This window comes from Sphaerotilus sp. (genome assembly GCF_031429695.1).
Lineage (GTDB): Bacteria > Pseudomonadota > Gammaproteobacteria > Burkholderiales > Burkholderiaceae_C > Sphaerotilus.
The window spans coordinates 49451-66057 of record NZ_JANPAB010000069.1 but is presented as its reverse complement, the minus strand read 5'-3'; the positions used below and the strand labels follow the sequence as shown (position 1 = coordinate 66057).

The 16607-nt window shown below is 67.0% G+C and carries 14 protein-coding genes; 13 read left to right on the top strand and 1 reads right to left on the bottom strand.

What is annotated here, in order from left to right:
* Window positions 1-107 precede the first annotated feature (107 nt).
* The 8 genes from modA to RMP06_RS13620 all read left to right on the top strand — a co-directional run bounded on the left by modA (window position 108) and on the right by RMP06_RS13620 (window position 8008).
* Window positions 108-875 (top strand): molybdate ABC transporter substrate-binding protein, encoded by a 768-nt coding sequence (gene modA / locus RMP06_RS13655; RefSeq protein ID WP_409050172.1) that lies wholly within the window; start codon window positions 108-110, stop codon window positions 873-875.
* Window positions 872-1555, top strand: coding sequence for a molybdate ABC transporter permease subunit (gene modB, locus RMP06_RS13650; RefSeq protein ID WP_310462329.1), 684 nt, complete (start codon window positions 872-874; stop codon window positions 1553-1555). The genes modA and modB overlap by 4 nt, the downstream gene beginning before the upstream one ends.
* The gene (modC, locus tag RMP06_RS13645; RefSeq protein WP_310462328.1) at window positions 1552-2622 is read left to right on the top strand and encodes a molybdenum ABC transporter ATP-binding protein; all 1071 of its coding nucleotides are present in this window, start codon (window positions 1552-1554) and stop codon (window positions 2620-2622) included. The genes modB and modC overlap by 4 nt, the downstream gene beginning before the upstream one ends.
* A 182-nt stretch (window positions 2623-2804) precedes the next feature.
* Window positions 2805-4085, top strand: a complete 1281-nt coding sequence (locus RMP06_RS13640) for an ABC transporter substrate-binding protein (protein ID WP_310462327.1) — start codon at window positions 2805-2807, stop codon at window positions 4083-4085.
* Window positions 4086-4147: 62 nt separating this feature from the next.
* A complete protein-coding gene (locus tag RMP06_RS13635) occupies window positions 4148-5044 on the top strand; it encodes a carbohydrate ABC transporter permease (protein ID WP_310462326.1) in 897 nt (298 codons plus the stop codon).
* Entirely contained in the window at window positions 5041-5886 is an 846-nt protein-coding gene (locus tag RMP06_RS13630; protein WP_310462325.1) for a carbohydrate ABC transporter permease, read from the top strand. Before RMP06_RS13635 ends, RMP06_RS13630 begins: the two co-directional genes overlap by 4 nt.
* Window positions 5887-5905: 19 nt before the next feature.
* Window positions 5906-6934: a glycoside hydrolase family protein gene (locus tag RMP06_RS13625; RefSeq protein WP_310462324.1), complete on the top strand. Its 1029-nt coding sequence runs from the start codon at window positions 5906-5908 to the stop codon at window positions 6932-6934.
* 33 nt (window positions 6935-6967) lie between these two features.
* Complete coding sequence (locus RMP06_RS13620) at window positions 6968-8008, top strand: ABC transporter ATP-binding protein (RefSeq protein WP_310462323.1); 1041 nt, start codon at window positions 6968-6970, stop codon at window positions 8006-8008.
* 17 nt (window positions 8009-8025) lie between these two features.
* Here the strand turns inward: RMP06_RS13620 and glk are convergent, their stop codons facing one another.
* Window positions 8026-9876 (bottom strand): glucokinase, encoded by a 1851-nt coding sequence (gene glk, locus RMP06_RS13615; protein ID WP_310462322.1) that lies wholly within the window; start codon window positions 9874-9876, stop codon window positions 8026-8028.
* 245 nt (window positions 9877-10121) lie between these two features.
* Here glk and RMP06_RS13610 point away from each other — a divergent pair, with 245 nt between their 5' ends.
* From RMP06_RS13610 to RMP06_RS13590, 5 genes are all read left to right on the top strand, one after another.
* Window positions 10122-11390 carry an ABC transporter substrate-binding protein gene (locus RMP06_RS13610; protein WP_310462321.1) on the top strand — a complete coding sequence of 423 codons (1269 nt, stop codon included), beginning with the start codon at window positions 10122-10124 and terminating at the stop codon, window positions 11388-11390.
* Window positions 11391-11522: 132 nt separating this feature from the next.
* Window positions 11523-12437, top strand: coding sequence for a carbohydrate ABC transporter permease (locus RMP06_RS13605; protein ID WP_310462320.1), 915 nt, complete (start codon window positions 11523-11525; stop codon window positions 12435-12437).
* Window positions 12437-13273: a carbohydrate ABC transporter permease gene (locus RMP06_RS13600; RefSeq protein WP_310462319.1), complete on the top strand. Its 837-nt coding sequence runs from the start codon at window positions 12437-12439 to the stop codon at window positions 13271-13273. Before RMP06_RS13605 ends, RMP06_RS13600 begins: the two co-directional genes overlap by 1 nt.
* A 4-nt stretch (window positions 13274-13277) precedes the next feature.
* Window positions 13278-14933 carry an alpha-glucosidase family protein gene (locus RMP06_RS13595; RefSeq protein WP_310462318.1) on the top strand — a complete coding sequence of 552 codons (1656 nt, stop codon included), beginning with the start codon at window positions 13278-13280 and terminating at the stop codon, window positions 14931-14933.
* Entirely contained in the window at window positions 14930-16600 is a 1671-nt protein-coding gene (locus RMP06_RS13590) for an alpha-glucosidase family protein (protein WP_310462317.1), read from the top strand. Before RMP06_RS13595 ends, RMP06_RS13590 begins: the two co-directional genes overlap by 4 nt.
* Window positions 16601-16607: the final 7 nt, after the last annotated feature.

Sequence of the window (16607 nt, the reverse complement as noted above, 5' to 3'; positions counted from 1 at the left end):
GCCTCCATTGCAGCGTCGCGCGTCTTGCTCCCGCCCCCCCGCTGGGGGAGGAGCCAATCCATGGAGCGGGTCGTCCTTCTGAGGGGCCGTGGCCATAGACTCGGGGGATGCCCATTGCTGTTGCCCAACTTGCCCGTGCTGCGGGGTGCCTCGGTCTGATGGCCGTGGTCGGCGCCACCCAAGCCGACGAAATCCTCGTCGCTGTCGCCGCCAACTTCGCCGCCCCGATGGCCCGGCTCGCCGACCCGTTCACCGCCGCCACCGGCCACACGCTCAAGCTCGCCAGCGGCGCCACCGGCAAGTTCTACAGCCAGATCGTGGCCGGGGCGCCGTTCGAGGTGCTGCTGTCCGCCGATGACGAGACGCCGCAGCGCCTGATCACCGAAGGGCACGCGGTGGCGGGCAGCGCGTTCACCTACGCGGTCGGGCAGCTCGTGCTGTGGAGCGCCACGCCAGGATTCGTCGATGCGCAGGGTGCCGTGCTCGCCTCCGGTCGGTTCCAGAAACTGGCGATCGCCAATCCGAAGACAGCGCCGTATGGCCGCGCCGCAATGGAGGTGCTCGCCGTACGCGGGCTGACGGCTGCACTGTCGCCGAAGCTCGTCACGGGCGAGTCGGTCGCGCAGGCGCACCAGTTCGTCGCCACCGGCAACGCCGAACTCGGCTTCGTCGCGCTGTCGCAGGTGAGCGCACCGAGCAAGGCGCCGGCCGGGTCGATGTGGCGCGTGCCGGTGGCGCTGTACAAGCCGATCCGCCAGGACGCCGTGCTGCTGAAGACCGGCGCAGGCAAGCCGGCCGCTGCGGCGCTGCTGCAATGGCTGCGCAGCGAGCCGGCGCAGGCGGTGATCCGGTCCTATGGCTACGAACGTGGATGAGCGCGGCTGACTGGACCGCCATCCGCCTGACCGCCACGCTCGCGGCGGTGACGACCGCGCTGCTGCTGCTGGTCGGCACACCGCTGGCGTGGTGGCTGGCGCGCACGGGTTCGCGGCTGAAACCGTTGGTCGGCGCACTGGTGACGATGCCGCTGGTGCTGCCGCCGACGGTGCTGGGTTTCTACCTGCTGCTGCTGATGGGGCCGCAGGGCGTGGTCGGGCAGATGACCGAAGCACTCGGACTCGGGCGGCTGCCGTTCACGTTCGGCGGGCTGGTGGTGGCGTCGGTGCTGTATTCGATGCCGTTTGTCGTGCAGCCCTTGCAGCAGGCGTTCGAGGCGATCCCCGAAGCCCTGCTCGAAGCCGCCGCCACGCTGCGTGCCGGGCCGTGGGACCGGTTTTTTTCGGTGGCGCTGCCGCTGGCGCGGCCGGGGCTGCTGACCGGCGCGGTGCTCAGCTTCGCGCACACGGTGGGCGAGTTCGGCGTGGTGCTCATGATCGGCGGCAACATCCCCGGCCAGACGCGGGTGCTGTCGGTGGCGGTCTATGACCATGTCGAGGCCACCGAATTCGCCGATGCGCACCGGCTCGCGGCGGGCATGGTGGCTTTCGCGCTGCTGGTGCTGGTGTCGCTGTACGCAATCCAGCGTTCGGCCCGCGCAGCGGAGGCGCAGCGGTGATCGAGGCGCGGCTGACGCTGGCGCGGCGTGACTTCGCGCTCGACGTGTCGTTGCAACTGCCGTCACGCGGCGTCAGTGCGCTGTTCGGCCCGTCGGGCTGCGGCAAGACGACGCTGCTGCGGGCGCTGGCCGGGCTGGAGCGCGCCACGGGTCGCGTCGTGCTCGACGGCGAGGTCTGGCAGAACGACACCGTCTTCGTGCCGACCCACCAGCGCCCGATCGGCTATGTGATCCAGGAAGCAGCGCTGTTCCCGCACCTCGACGTGCGCCGCAACCTCGACTACGGCCAGCGTCGCATCGCGCCTGGCGAGCGGCGCATCGCGCTGGATCAGGCGGTGGACTTGCTCGGCATTGGTGTGCTGATGGACCGCCGTCCCGCGACGCTCTCCGGCGGCGAGCGCCAGCGTGTCGCCATCGCCCGCGCCCTGGCGACGAGTCCGCGGCTGCTGCTGATGGACGAGCCGCTGGCCGCGCTTGACGCGCAGCGCAAGGCCGAGATCCTGCCCTACCTGGAGCGGCTGCACCGGGACATGGCGCTGCCCATCGTCTACGTGACGCACGCGCTCGACGAGGTGGCGCGGCTGGCCGACCACCTCGTGCTGCTGCAGGCCGGGCGCGTGCTGGCCCAAGGAGGCGTGGCCGAACTGTTCAGCCGTACCGACCTGCCGCTGGGCCGGCAGGACGAGGCCGGCGCCGTGCTGGAGGCCACCGTGGCTGCGCACGACACGCCCTATGGGCTGACGCGCATTGCCGTCCCTGGCGGCAGCCTGTGGCTCGGCACCATCGACCAGCCGCCGGGCACGCCGGTGCGGGCGCGGGTGCTGGCCCGCGATGTCAGCATTGCCCGTGACGCGCCGCAGCACAGCAGCATCCTGAACGTGCTGCCGGTGACGCTGGAGCGGCTGGACAGCGAGGGGCGCACCGTGCTGCTGCGCCTGCGGCTGGGCGAGGCGCCGGACGCGGCGTGGCTGCTGGCGCGCATCACCCGGCGCAGCACCGACACGCTGGGCCTCCAGCCCGGCGACCGGCTGCACGCCCAGATCAAGGGCGTGGCGCTGATGGGCTGACCGCCGCCCCACAGCCGCCACCATCCCCGTGGTTTCCCTCGTTACGCGCCTGTACCCGGGGAGACCGCGTTGACAGGCCGAAATCGATTGCGTTAAATTGATTGCGCTGCAAGTAATGCGATTGAATGGCGCCATTCAGCCTCTGCAATCCCCAAGCAATCACCTATCCCCGGAGTGAGACGATGAAGTTCAGCCCCAAATTGCTGGCCGTGGCCGCCCTGTTGGCCGCTTCCCAGGCCGCCCTGGCCGCCGACGTGCTGCGTGTCTGGCACCACGGCGGTCGTGCCGACAACGAGCGCGAGCGCATGGCGCAGCTCATCGAGAAGTGGAACAAGGCCAATCCGTCCACGCCCGCCAAGCTGGAAATCCAGCCGGAAGGTTCGTACAACGAGCAGGTGCAGGCCGCAGCACTCTCGGGCAACCTGCCGGACCTGCTGGACCTGGACGGCCCGAACTACGCCAACTACGCCTGGTCCGGCTACATCGCACCGCTGAACGGCCTGGTGTCGGCCAAGACGCTGAGCGACATGCTGCCCTCGCTGATCAACCAGGGCACCTACCCGCCGGACGGCAAGATCTACTGCCTGGGCCAGGGCGATTCGGGTCTGTCGATCTGGGGCCGCAAGTCGCTGCTGGAAGCCGCCAAGGTCCGCATTCCGAAGGGTGTCGATGACGCCTGGACCGCCGCCGAGTTCGAGGACGCGCTGGCCAAGCTGTCCAAGCTGCCGGGCATGAAGTACGCGCTGGACGTGAAGCTGAACTACGGCCAGGGCGAGTGGTACACCTACGGCTTCAGCCCCTGGGTACAGTCGATGGGCGGTGACCTGATCAACCGCACGAGCTGGAAGGCCGATGGCACGATGAACGGCCCGGCGGCTGTGAAGGCGCTGTCGCTGCTGCAAGGCTTTGTCAAGAAGGGCTACGTGGCCCCGGCCAGCGAAGGCGACGACAGCTTCTACGGCAAGAAGATCACCGCGCTGTCCTTCGTTGGTCACTGGATGTGGCCGGCGCACAGCAAGGCGTTCGGCAACGACCTCGTGCTGCTGCCGATGCCCAAGTTCGGCGCCAAGGCGGTCACCGGCAACGGCGGCTGGGCCTGGTCGATCAACAGCAAGAGCAAGCAGCAGGCCGCCACCGGCAAGCTGCTGGAGTTCATGCTGGCCACCGACAACGTGGCCGAGCTGGCCACCGCGATGGGCGGCGTGCCGGGCGTGAAGTCGGCGGCACCGAAGGTCGAGCTGTACAAGGCCGGCGGCCCGCTGTCGCTCTACATCGACCAGCTTGCCAAGGTCAGCGTGGCGCGTCCCGCTCACCCGGCGTACCCGACCATCACCGCGGCGTTTGCCAAGGCGGTGGCCGATGCCGTCGATGGCACCGATGTCCAGAAGGCGCTCGACACTGCGGCGAAGAAGGTCGATCAGGACATCGCCGACAACAAGGGTTACAAGCCGTTCGGCAAGTAATTCCCTGACTTCACCGGGCCGGCGGCGATGGCGCTGTCGGCCCGGTCCTTGAAGGATTCCCCATGCTTGCCGTGCGACAGCAGACCACGCTGCGCCCGTGGCTGTTTCTCAGTCCGGCGCTGGCGCTGATCCTGCTTTTCATCGTGCTGCCGTTCCTGTTGACGGTGGCCTTTTCCTTCACCGATCAGCGACTGGTCCCGAATCCGAACGTGCCGACCGAGTGGATCGGCTGGCGCAATTACGCCCGCGTCTTCGACAACGAGGACTTCGTGCGCACGCTGCTCAACACGGCGTACTTCACCGTGCTGGTGGTGCCGCTGCAATGTGGCCTCGGCCTCGCGGTGGCGATGCTGATCAACACGAAGCTGCCGATGCGGCAACTGTTCCGCGGCATCTACTTCCTGCCGACCGTGATCTCGATGGTCGTGGTCTCGGTGATCTGGTTCTCGCTGTTCCAGATGAGCGGCTTCTTCAATTCCTTGCTGAACGCGCTGACCTTCGGGCTGGTCGATCCGGTGGACTGGCTCGGTAACCCGAAAACCGCCATGCCCGCGCTGGTGCTGATGTCGGCGTGGCAGGGCTTCCCGTTCCAGATGGTGGTCTATCTGGCGGGGCTGCAGAGCATCAACACCGACCTCTATGAAGCCGCCCGGCTTGACGGCGCCAACCGCTTCAACGAGTTCTGGCACATCACCATGCCGGGCCTGCTCAACACCCACATCCTGGTCGTGATGACGACGACCATCCTCGCCTTCAAGCTGTTCACCCAGGTCGAGCTGCTGACCAAGGGCGGCCCGTCCGGGGTCACCGACACGCTGGTGCGCTTCATCTACCTCACCGGTTTCCGGCAGGGCAAGGTCGGCATCGCGGCCGCTGCGGCGGTGGTGTTCTTCCTGATCGTGCTGGCGATCAGCCTGGTCCAGCGCCGCCTCGTCAAGGAAGAAAGGGCTGTCGAATGAGCACCCGTGTCGAACGCCTGTTCCTCATGATCATTGCGCTCGCGCTGCTGGCTTTCGTGCTGGCGCCGCTGATGCTGATGGTCGCCACCTCGCTGAAGGCCGACGAGCAGCAGATCCTGCTCGACTTCGGCAACTGGCGCGCCTTCTGGGTCGATCCGTCGCAGATGTCGCTGGAGAACTTCCGCCAGGTGCTGAACGACTCCACCTCGCCGGTGCCGCGTTACCTGATGAACTCGGCGCTGATCGTCGTGTGCATCGTCGTCTTCGGCGTGTTCGTGAACTCGCTGGCGGCGTATGCGCTGGCGCGGATCAGCTTCCCCGGCCGCAACTGGATCGTGATGGCGGTGATCTCGCTGATCATCATCCCGATGGAGGCGCTGGCGGTGCCGATGCTCTTGATGATGAACCAGGTCGGCTGGGTCGATACCTACCAGGCCCAGATCGTCCCCTTCATCGCCCACCCGTTCTCGATCTTCCTGTTCTACCAGTTCTTCGCCAAGATCCCGAAGGACTACGACGAGGCGGCGTTCCTCGATGGCGCGACGCACCTGAAGATCTACTGGCAGATCATCATGCCGCTGTCGCTGCCGGCGATCGCCACAGTGGCGATCCTGCAGAGCTTGGAGTACTGGAACGCCTTCCTGTGGCCGCTGATGGTCACGCGCGGGGCGGAGGTGCGGCCGGTGGCGCTGGCGCTGGCGCAGTTCTTCGGCACGCCGCCCCCTATCTGGGGCGACGTGATGGCCTTCTCGGTGCTGATGTCGGCGCCGGTGCTGGGGGTGTACCTGCTGTTCCAGCGCTGGTTCATCCAGTCGGCGATGGGCAGCGGGGTCAAGGGCTGAGGCCGGGGAGCTGAACACCATGCTTGCACTGCAAGACCAATGGATCTGGGATTTCTGGACCTTCCGCGTCGGCGAGGCCGGTGCCAGCGACGAGACCTGCTGGCACATCTGGTTCCTGAAGGCCGACAAGGCGCTCGGCGACGAGTCCTTGCGCCACTGGAACGTGACGCAGGGCCACGCGGTCAGCACCGATCTGGTGAACTGGACCCACCTGGGCACCTGCCTCTCGCCGGCTGCGTCGCCAGCGTGGGACGACAAGACGGTGTGGACCGGCTCGGTCGTGCGCGACGGTGCGGGCGGCTGGCACCAGTTCTACACCGGCACGTGTGCCGCCGAGAACGGCCGCCGCCAGCGCATCGGCCACGCCACCAGCGTGGACGGCCACCACTGGCAGCGGGTCGGCGATGGGCTGGTGCTGGACCTCGTGGCAGGCGATCCGGTCAGCGCGCTGTACGAGGAATACGTGCTGCCGGATGGTGGCCCGTGGGATGGCCGGGCCATGCGCGACCCCTGGGTGATGCGTGACCCGGACGGCACGGGCTGGCTGATGGTTTTCACCGCCCGCGTGCCGGACGGCGAGGAATTGAACACCCGCGGTGCGATCGGTCTGGCGCGTTCGCCGGACCTGCAGACGTGGACACTGTGCCCGCCCGTGTTTGCTGGCGACTTCGGGCAGCTCGAAGTGCCGCAGGTGCTGGAGATCGGCGGGCGCTGGTACTGCCTCTTCTGCAACGCGGGCGAGCACTGGTCGAATGGTTACGCCGCGCGCCACGCCGCCGCCGGCGGCCAGCCACCGGTCTGGGGCACGCACTACCTGATGGCCGAGCACCCGCTGGGGCCCTGGCGGGTCGGGCCGGCGCCGTTCCTGGATGGCGATGTGCCGTGCCGCCGCTATGCCGGTCGCATCGTGCAGACCGACGATGGCCCTGCGCTGATGGCGTTCAACTATTGGCAGACCGACGGTACCTTCGCCGGCACGGTGTGCGACCCGATGCCGTTGTGCGTCGATGCGGACACGGGCGCGTTGAGTCTGCGCTCGTCCACCTGAGTCACTGAGTTTTCGAGTTTCGAGGAGGCCGACATGGCCAGCGTCACACTGCGCAATATCCGCAAGACCTACGACAACGCCGTCGAGGTGATCAAGGGCGTCGATCTGGACGTTCGCGACGGCGAATTCATGGTCTTCGTCGGCCCGTCGGGCTGCGGCAAGAGCACCATGATGCGCATGATCGCGGGGCTGGAGAGCATCACCGCGGGGGAGCTGAAGATCGGAGATCAGGTGGCCAACGACCTGCCGGCGCCGATGCGCGGTGTCGCCATGGTGTTCCAGAGTTACGCGCTCTACCCGCACATGACCGTGGCCGAGAACATGGGCTTCAGCCTGAAGATGGCCAAGGTTCCCAAGGCGCAGGCCCGCGAGCAGGTCGAGCAGGCCGCCAAGGTGCTGCAGATCACGCACCTGCTGGACCGCACGCCGAAAGCCCTGTCCGGCGGACAACGCCAGCGCGTGGCGATCGGCCGCGCCATCGTGCGCAAGCCGGCGGTGTTCCTGTTCGACGAGCCGCTGTCGAACCTGGACGCTGGCCTGCGCGTGCAGATGCGCGTCGAGCTGACCAAGCTGCACCGCGAACTCGGCTCGACGATGGTCTACGTCACCCACGACCAGGTCGAGGCGATGACGATGGGCGACCGCATTGCCGTGTTCAACGCCGGCATCATCGAGCAGGTCGGCACGCCGCTGGAGCTGTACCAGCGTCCGGCCAACGTCTTCGTCGCGCAGTTCATGGGCAGCCCGAAGATGAACGTGCTGCCGGCAGCGACCGCGGCGTGGCATCCGGCAGCGGTTGGGGCGACCCAGGTGGGCGTGCGGCCTGAATCCCTGGTGCCGACCGACCCGGCGTCAGGCCAGTCCGGCTGGTCTGCGCGCATCGATCTGACCGAACACCTGGGCGACACCGTGCTGGTCTACGCGACGGTGGCGGGGGTCGAGCAGCCGGTCAGCCTGAAGCTGGCGGCCGAAGAGGCGGGTCCGTGGCAGGCGGGCATGGTGGCCACGCTCAGCCCGAAACCGGGCGCACTGCATCTGTTCGACGCCCAGGGCCGGCGCACCGGTGCGGTCTGATGACTGTGCCGCGCAGCTTAGCGGCTGTGTGAGCTGAGCGACTCGAAGCGCTGGTCGTCCTGGTGGGCGAGCGCCTGCCCGATCTGCGCCCGCCGCTGCAGCGCCAGGTCGCTCACCAGCGCGTCGATCATCACCGTCTGCATCAGGCGCGACACCATCGGGACCAGCGCCTGCACATCGTCCGGGTGGTCGACCGGCAGCACGATGTCCGCCAGCCGCGCCAGTTCGCTGCGCTGCGGGCACATCGCGATCACCACGGTGCCGGCGTGGCGGGCACGCGCCACGGCCTCGTTGATCGAGTCCAGTTCGCCCGAGTTCGACAGCACCAGCAGCACGTCCTCGGCGCCGAGGTAGATCGAGGTCAGGTTCTGCTGCTGCGCATCGGTGCGGGCCAGCGCCGCCAGGCCGAGCCGGCCGAGCTTGTGCTGGACATCCTCTGCGGTGAGGGCGGCGCTGCCGGTGCCGTAGACCTCGATCCGCCGCGCGCCGGCCAGGGCGGCCACGGCGCGCTCGAACACGGCCGGGTGCAGCCGGTCGCGCAGCCCGATCAGCGCCGAGATCGAGTTGTCGAAGATCTTGCCGATCCGTTCGGCCGCAGGGTCGTCGGCGCTGACTTCGCGGTGGGCGACCTTGGTGGTGCCGGACAGGCCGGAGCCCAGGCGCAGCTTGAAGTCCCCCAGTCCCTTGAAGCCCAGCGAGCGGCAGAAGCGCATCACCGTCGGTGTGCTCACGCCGCAGCGCTCGGCGATGCGGGAGATCGAGTCGCTCATCCATGCCCGCGGCGCCGAGAGCAGGTCCTGCGCGACCAGGCGCTCGGAGGCCGAGAGCTTGTCCATGGACGCCCGGATGTCCACCAGCAGCGGGCCGGCGCCGTGGTCGGCGGTGAGGTGGTCGTCGAGCATGGCCGAGGCGCCGCGCAGCCCCGCCCGCGGCGCCGTGACGATCCACGTCGGCACACGGGCCAGCCAGGACTGGAAGCGACCCTTCTCCTCGAAGCGGGCGCGGAACGCCGATTGCGCGAAGAATCCGGCGATCTGCGGCACGATGCCGCCGCCGATGTAGACCCCGCCCTGGGCGCCCAGCGTCAGCGCCAGATTGCCCGCCGCCGTGCCCAGCATGGCGCAGAACATCGACAGCGCCTGCCGCGCCACCGGGTCCGGTTCGGCGGCCAGCGCGGCGGCCGAGATCTCGGGCGCGCTGCGGCGTGCAGGCTGGTGGCCGATGCGCAATGCGAGCGCCTCGTAGGTCAGCTCCAGCCCCGACGCCGAGATCAGCCGCTCGCCGGAGACATGGCCGTAGCGCTGGTGGGCGTAGGCGACGACAAGTGCTTCATCGGCATCCTGTGCCGGGTAGCTGGCATGGCCACCTTCGGTGGTGAGGCTGACGTTGCGGTCCTGGAACGGCACCAGTGCCGACACGCCCAGGCCCGTGCCGGGTCCGATCACGCCGATCACGGCACCGGGCAGCGGATCACCGCCGCCGATCTGGATGCGCTCGTGGGGATCGAGGCGTGTCAGGCCCATGGCCAGCGCGGTGTAGTCGTTGATGGCCAGCAGGGTTTGCAGGCCCAGTGCACGCCGCAGTGTCTCGACCGAGAACTCCCACGGGTGGTTGGTCAGCTTGATCTGGTCGCCGGAGATCGGGTTGGGCAGCGAGAGTGCTGCGTGCCGCACGCTGGCGAGGTTCTGGCTCTGAAGGAACGCGCGGATGGCCGCTGCCAGGCTGTCGTGCGCTGCGCATGGCAACACGGCCGTGCTGCCGAAACATGCCGGCGCCATCTCTAGCGCGAATCGGATGTTGCTGGCCCCGACGTCGGCCAGCAGGCGCGGGCCGTCGGGATAGGGCAGGGCGGCTGGATTGGGATTCATGGTGATGAATGGTAATGAAATTACATTGAAACTCAAGAGCCATGCGATTCCTGAGTTCGTGTTCATTTGACGCATCCCGAGGAGTGCAACCGAACGCAAACGATACCGATGTCACCGAAAACGATTGAGGTGCTTAATTTTTGAGCGTCAAATCTGAGGGTTTTCACCAGTTTTAGGATTGCTGTAAGAAAATTACATTGTTGTCCGTGGCGTGAATTGCCACGGACAACAGGAGACAGGCCATCATGTCCATCACTTACAAGCAAGTTGCCGCGGGCATCGCCCTGGCGTTCGGCGGGCTGGTCAGCGCACACGCTGCCACCATCACGATCTCGTGCGGCAACAACGCTGCCGACGTCGAGTTCTGCGGCAAGTTCGCCGAGGACTGGGGCAAGAAGAACGGCCACACGGTCAAGATGTACACCCCGCCGGCCAGCACGACCGACAACCTGGCCCTGCTGCGCCAGCAGTTCGCGGCCAAGTCGTCGGACCTCGACGTGATCATGATCGACGTGGTGTGGCCCGGTGTCATCAAGGACCACCTGGTCGACCTGAAGAAGTATTCCAAGGGCGTCGAGAAGGAGCACTTCCCGGCGATCGTGGCCAACAACACCGTCGACGGCAAGCTGCTGGGCATGCCCTGGTTCACCGACGCCGGCCTGCTGTTCTACCGCAAGGATCTGCTGGCCAAGAACGGCCTGAAGGTACCGCAGACGTGGGAAGAGCTGGCCGTTGCGGCCAAGAAGATCCAGGACGGCGAGCGCGCCACCGACAAGGACTTCCAGGGCTTCGTGTTCCAGGCCAAGGCGTATGAGGGCCTGACCTGCGACGCGCTGGAATGGGTCTACAGCTATGGCGGCGGCACCATCGTCGACGGCAAGGGTGACATCACCATCAACAACGCACAGGCGGCCAAGGCGCTCGACGCCGCTGCCTCGTGGATCGGCACCATCGCTCCGCAGGGCGTGATGAACTACGGCGAAGAAGACGCCCGTGGCGTGTGGCAGAACGGCAAGGCCGCGTTCATGCGCAACTGGCCGTACGCCTGGTCGCTGGGTCAGGCCGCCGACAGCCCGATCAAGGACAAGATCGGTGTGGCCGCACTGCCTGCCGGCACCGGCCCGGGCGCCAAGAAGGCCGCCACCCTGGGTGGCTGGCAGCTGGCCGTCAACAAGTACTCCAAGAACGTCGACGCCGCCGCTTCGCTGGCGCTGTACATGACCAGCGCCGACATCCAGAAGAAGCGCGCCGTGGGTGGTTCGTACAACCCGACGATCCCGGCCCTGTACAAGGACGGCGACATCGCCAAGGCGAACCCGTTCATGGTCGAGCTGCTGGACGTCTTCACCAACGCAGCCGCCCGTCCGGCCACCGCCACCGGTCTGAAGTACCCGGAGGTCTCCAATGCGTTCTGGGACGCAGCGCACGACGTGCTGGAGAAGAAGTCCACCGGCGCCGAAGCGGTCAAGAAGCTGGAAGGCAAGCTCAAGCAGATCAAGAAGGCCAAGTGGTGATCTGGTGACCCGGTGATCTCGGTCTGACCGAGACACCGTGCCCCGCCAGGGGCAAAGCTCCCGACGGGGCGTCTGCCATGGCTGCCGGCGCCCCGTTCCTGTTTATCCGGTCTGGACACTCCTGGACACCCCATGAAAAACCGCACCCGCATTGCCTGGACCTTCCTGGCGCCGATGCTGATCCTGATGGTGCTGGTGGCCGGCTGGCCGCTGGCGCGGTCGATCTGGTTCAGTTTCACGGACACGAACATCAACAACATCGCCGAGTACAACTACGTCGGCTTTGACAACTACTTCTCCGAATACGGACTCTTCGGTTTCTCGGTCTTTTCGGCGGATTTCTGGGCGACCGACTGGGGTGTGTCGATCAAGAACACCTTCCAGTTCTCGTTTTTCTCGGTGATCCTGGAGACACTGGCCGGCCTGGGCGTGGCGATGCTGCTGAACCAGGAGTTCAAGGGCCGCACGCTGGTGCGCACCGCCGTGCTGGTGCCCTGGGCCATCCCGACCATCGTGTCGGCCAAGATGTGGGGCTGGATCCTGCATGACCAGTTCGGGCTGATCAATCAGCTGCTGGTCGACTGGGGCTTCATCGCCCACAAGATCGCCTTCACCGCCGACCCCGCCTATGCGCTGTGGACAGTCGTGGCCGTGGACGTGTGGAAGACCACGCCTTTCATGGCCCTGCTGATCCTGGCCGCGCTGCAGACGCTGCCCAAGGACTGCTATGAGGCCGCGCGCGTCGATGGGGTCCATCCGCTGCGCCTGTTCTGGAAGGTGACGCTGCCACTGATCAAGCACCCGCTGATGGTCGCGGTGATCTTCCGCCTGCTCGACGCGCTGCGCATCTTCGACCTGATCTACGTGCTGACGTCCAACAGCGGCTCCACCATCAGCATGTCCGGCTTCGTGCGCCGCGACATGGTCGACAACGGCAACCTGGGCTCCGGCTCGGCGGCCTCGACCTCGCTGACGATCATCATCTTCCTGGCCGCGCTGCTCTTCATGCGCGCCGCCCGCGTCAAGCTCAACGAGGAGTCGAACTAATGAACCAGCGTCCACTCTGGGGCTCGATCGTCCTGTACCTGTTTGCAGGGCTGGTCGTCGTGATGTCGGTCTACCCCTTCCTCTATACCGTCACCACCTCGCTGAAAACCGGCACCGCGCTGTTCAGCACCAGTCTGCTGCCTGATGCGCCGACGCTCAGCAACTACGTCGCGCTGTTCAACGGCAAGCAGCCCTTCGGCACGCAGCTCGGCAACTCGATCATGGTGGCCACGGTCACCGTCGTGATCTCGATGCTGATGGCCATCACCGGTGCTTACGCCCTCGGCCGGATCGAGTTCAAGGGCAAGAGCGCGCTGCTGCTGGCGATCCTGGCGGTGTCGATGTTCCCGCAGGTGGCGGTGCTGTCGGGCATGTTCGAGCTGATGCAGATGCTGGGCCTGTACAACCGCTCGATCGGTCTGGTCGTGCCGTACACGGTGTTCACGCTGCCGTTCACGGTCTGGATGCTGACCACCTTCATGCGCGGCCTGCCCAAGGAGCTGGAAGAGGCGGCGATCATGGATGGCTGCGGCCCGCTGCGCATCATCTTCGAGGTCTTCATGCCGCTGCTGGCGCCGGCGCTGGTCTCGACCGGGCTGCTGGCCTTCATCGGCGCGTGGAACGAGTTCCTGTTCGCGCTGACCTTCGTGACCGACGACTTCAAGCGCACCGTGCCGGTCGGCATCTCGATGATCTCGGGCGCCACCGCCTACGAGATTCCCTGGGGCAGCATCATGGCCGCGTCGGTGATCGTCACCGTGCCGCTGGTGTTGCTGGTGCTGGTGTTCCAGAAGAAGATCGTCTCGGGTCTGACGGCTGGGGCCATCAAGGGTTGACGCGATGAAGGCATCCAACAGCAACTGGTGGCGCGGCGGGGTGATCTACCAGATCTACCCACGCAGTTACCAGGACAGCAACGGCGACGGCGTGGGCGACCTGCCGGGCATCACGCGCCGGCTTGACCACATCGCCGCACTGGGTGCAGACGGCATCTGGTTGTCGCCGTTCTTCAAGTCGCCGATGAAGGACTTCGGCTACGACATCAGCGACTACTGCGATGTCGATCCGCTGTTCGGCACGCTGGCGGACTTCCGGGTGCTGGTGGATCGGGCGCATGCGCTCGGCCTGAAGGTGATGATCGACCAGGTGTATTCGCACACGGCCGACCAGCACCCTTGGTTCCAGGAAAGTCGCACCAGCCGCGACAACGCCAAGGCCGACTGGTACGTCTGGGCCGACGCGAAGGACGACGGCAATCCGCCGAACAACTGGCTGTCGATCTTCGGCGGCTCGGCGTGGCAGTGGGACACGCGCCGTCGCCAGTACTACCTGCACAACTTCCTGACCAGCCAGCCGGACCTGAATTTCCATTGCCCGGACGTCCAGGACGCGGTGCTCGGCTGCGTGAAGTTCTGGCTCGATTTCGGCGTCGATGGCTACCGGCTGGACGTGGTGAATTTCTACTTCCACGACCGCCAGTTGCGCGACAACCCGGGCCGCGGCATGCCCGACGGCAGCGACCCGGCGGTGAGCCCCGTCAACCCGTATGCCTGGCAGTGGCACCACTTCGACAAGAGCCAGCCGGAGAACCTCGTGTTCCTGCAGCGGCTGCGTGCGCTGGTCGATCAGTACCCCGACACGACGATGGTCGGCGAGATCGGCGACGACGACGGGCTGGCGCGGGTCGCCGAGTACACCGGCGGCGGCGACAAGCTGCACATGGCCTACTGCTTCGACCTGCTCGGCGAGCCGCACGGCGCGCCGTATCTGCACGGTGTCTTCACCCGCTTCAATGACGTGGTCGGCAGCGGCTGGCCCTGCTGGGCGATCACGAACCACGACATTCCCCGCGTGGCGACGCGCTGGGGTGGGGCGAATCCGCCTGCTGGCCTGCTGCGGGCGGCGGCGGCGCTGCAGCTGAGCCTGCGCGGTACGGCGTGCATCTACCAAGGTGACGAACTCGGCCTGCCGGAAGCGCAGGTCGCGTTCGAGGATCTGCAAGACCCCTACGGCATCACGATGTGGCCGGAGTACAAGGGCCGCGACGGCTGCCGCACCCCGATGGCATGGGAAGCCGACGCGCCCGACCTGGGTTTCGGTGCGGCCGGCGCCACGGTCAAGCCTTGGCTGCCGGTGTCCGAAAGCCACCGCGCACTGGCCGCCAATCGGCAGGACAGCGATCCCGCGTCGCTGCTGTCGCACTACCGGCAGTTGCTGGCGTGGCGGCGTGGCGTGCCGGCGCTGGTTCACGGCGACATGACGCTGCTGCCGGTGCATCCGCAGGTGCTGGCCTTCGTGCGCGAACACGAGGGCGAGCGGGTGCTGTGCGCCTTCAACCTCAGCGACCAGTGGGCCGCGCTGGAGCTGTCGGTTGTCGGCCAAGTGGCCGAGGTCTGCACCGACAGTGGCGTGCAGGGCGCAGTGGCCGCCTATGCGCGGGCGAGTTTTGAACCCTGGGGTGTTCTGTTCGCCCGCTTGAAACCCCTTTTCCCATGAGCCGCATCCAGTCTTCCGACAAGGCCCCCAACAGCGGCTGGTGGCGCAGCGGCGTGATCTACCAGATCTACCCGCGCAGCTACCAGGACAGCAACGGCGACGGCATCGGCGACCTGCCGGGCATCACCCGCCGCCTCGATCACATCGCCCGCCTTGGCGCCGACGCAGTCTGGTTGTCGCCGATTTTCAAGAGTCCGATGAAGGACTTCGGCTACGACGTCAGCGACTACAACGACATCGACCCGATGTTCGGCACGCTCGCCGACTTCCGGGCGCTGGTCGATCGGGCGCACGCACTCGGCCTGAAGGTCATCATCGACCAGGTGCTGTCGCATTCGTCGGACCAGCACCCGTGGTTCAAGGAAAGCCGCCAGAGCCGCGATCCCCACATCAACCCGAAAGCCGACTGGTACGTCTGGGCCGATGCCAAGGACGATGGCAACCCGCCCAACAACTGGCTGAGCGTGTTTGGTGGAAGTTCATGGCAGTGGGACACCCGGCGCCGCCAGTACTACCTGCACAACTTCCTGACCAGCCAGCCGGACCTGAACTTCCACAACCCCGAGGTGCAGCAAGCCTTGCTGGATTCGGTGAAGTTCTGGCTCGACTTTGGCGTCGATGGTTACCGGCTGGACGCGATCAACTTCTGTTTCCACGACGCCGAGCTGCGCAGCAACCCCGGCGCCGGCATGCCCGACGGCAGCAACCCGACGGTGGCGGCGAGCAACCCGTATGCGTGGCAGCACCATGTGTACGACCGCAGCCGCCCGGACGCGCTCGGTTTCCTCGAACGCCTGCGCGCACTGACCGACCAGTACCCCGACACGATGATGGTCGGCGAGATTGGCGACGAGTCCGGCATGGCGATGGTGGCGCAGTACAGCAGTCCCTCCGCCGACGGCGCCGAGCGGCTGCACATGGGCTACTGCTTCGACTTGCTGGCCGATCGGCATGACGCGCCTTACCTGCACGAGGTGATCGCCAAGTTCGAGCGCGTCGCCGCTGAAGCGGGTGGCGGCTGGGCCTGCTGGGCGCTGTCGAACCACGACTGCAAGCGCATCGCCACCCGCTGGGGCGGCGAACACCCGAACCCGGCGCTGCTGCGGCTGGCTCCGGCGCTGCAGCTCAGCCTGCGCGGTGCGGTGTGCCTGTACCAGGGCGAGGAACTCGGGCTGCCCGAAGCCGACATCGCCTACGAGGATCTGCAAGACCCCTACGGCATCACGATGTGGCCCGAGTTCAAGGGCCGCGACGGTTGCCGCACGCCGTTCCCCTGGGACTCGGCCGCGCCGGACCTGGGCTTCGGTGCGCTGGCCACGGACGGCAGTCAAGTTCGCCCGTGGCTGCCCGTGGCCGAGTCGCACCGCGCGCTGGCGGTGGATGCGCAAGAGGCGGATCCGGCCGCGCTGCTGCACCACTACCGCCATCTGCTGCAATGGCGCCGCACCCAGCCTGCGCTGGTGCTGGGCGACCTGACGCTGTTGCCCGTCGATCCGCAGGTGCTGGCCTTCGTGCGCCGCCACGGCGACGCGCGGCTGCTGTGCGCGTTCAACCTCAGCGCCGAACCGGCGACGCTGACGCTGCCCGACGGAGACCGGGTCGATGCGCAATCGACCTTGTCCTTCGACCCTTTTGGCGTGCTGTTTGCGCGTCTGACCCGAGTCTGACCCCCTC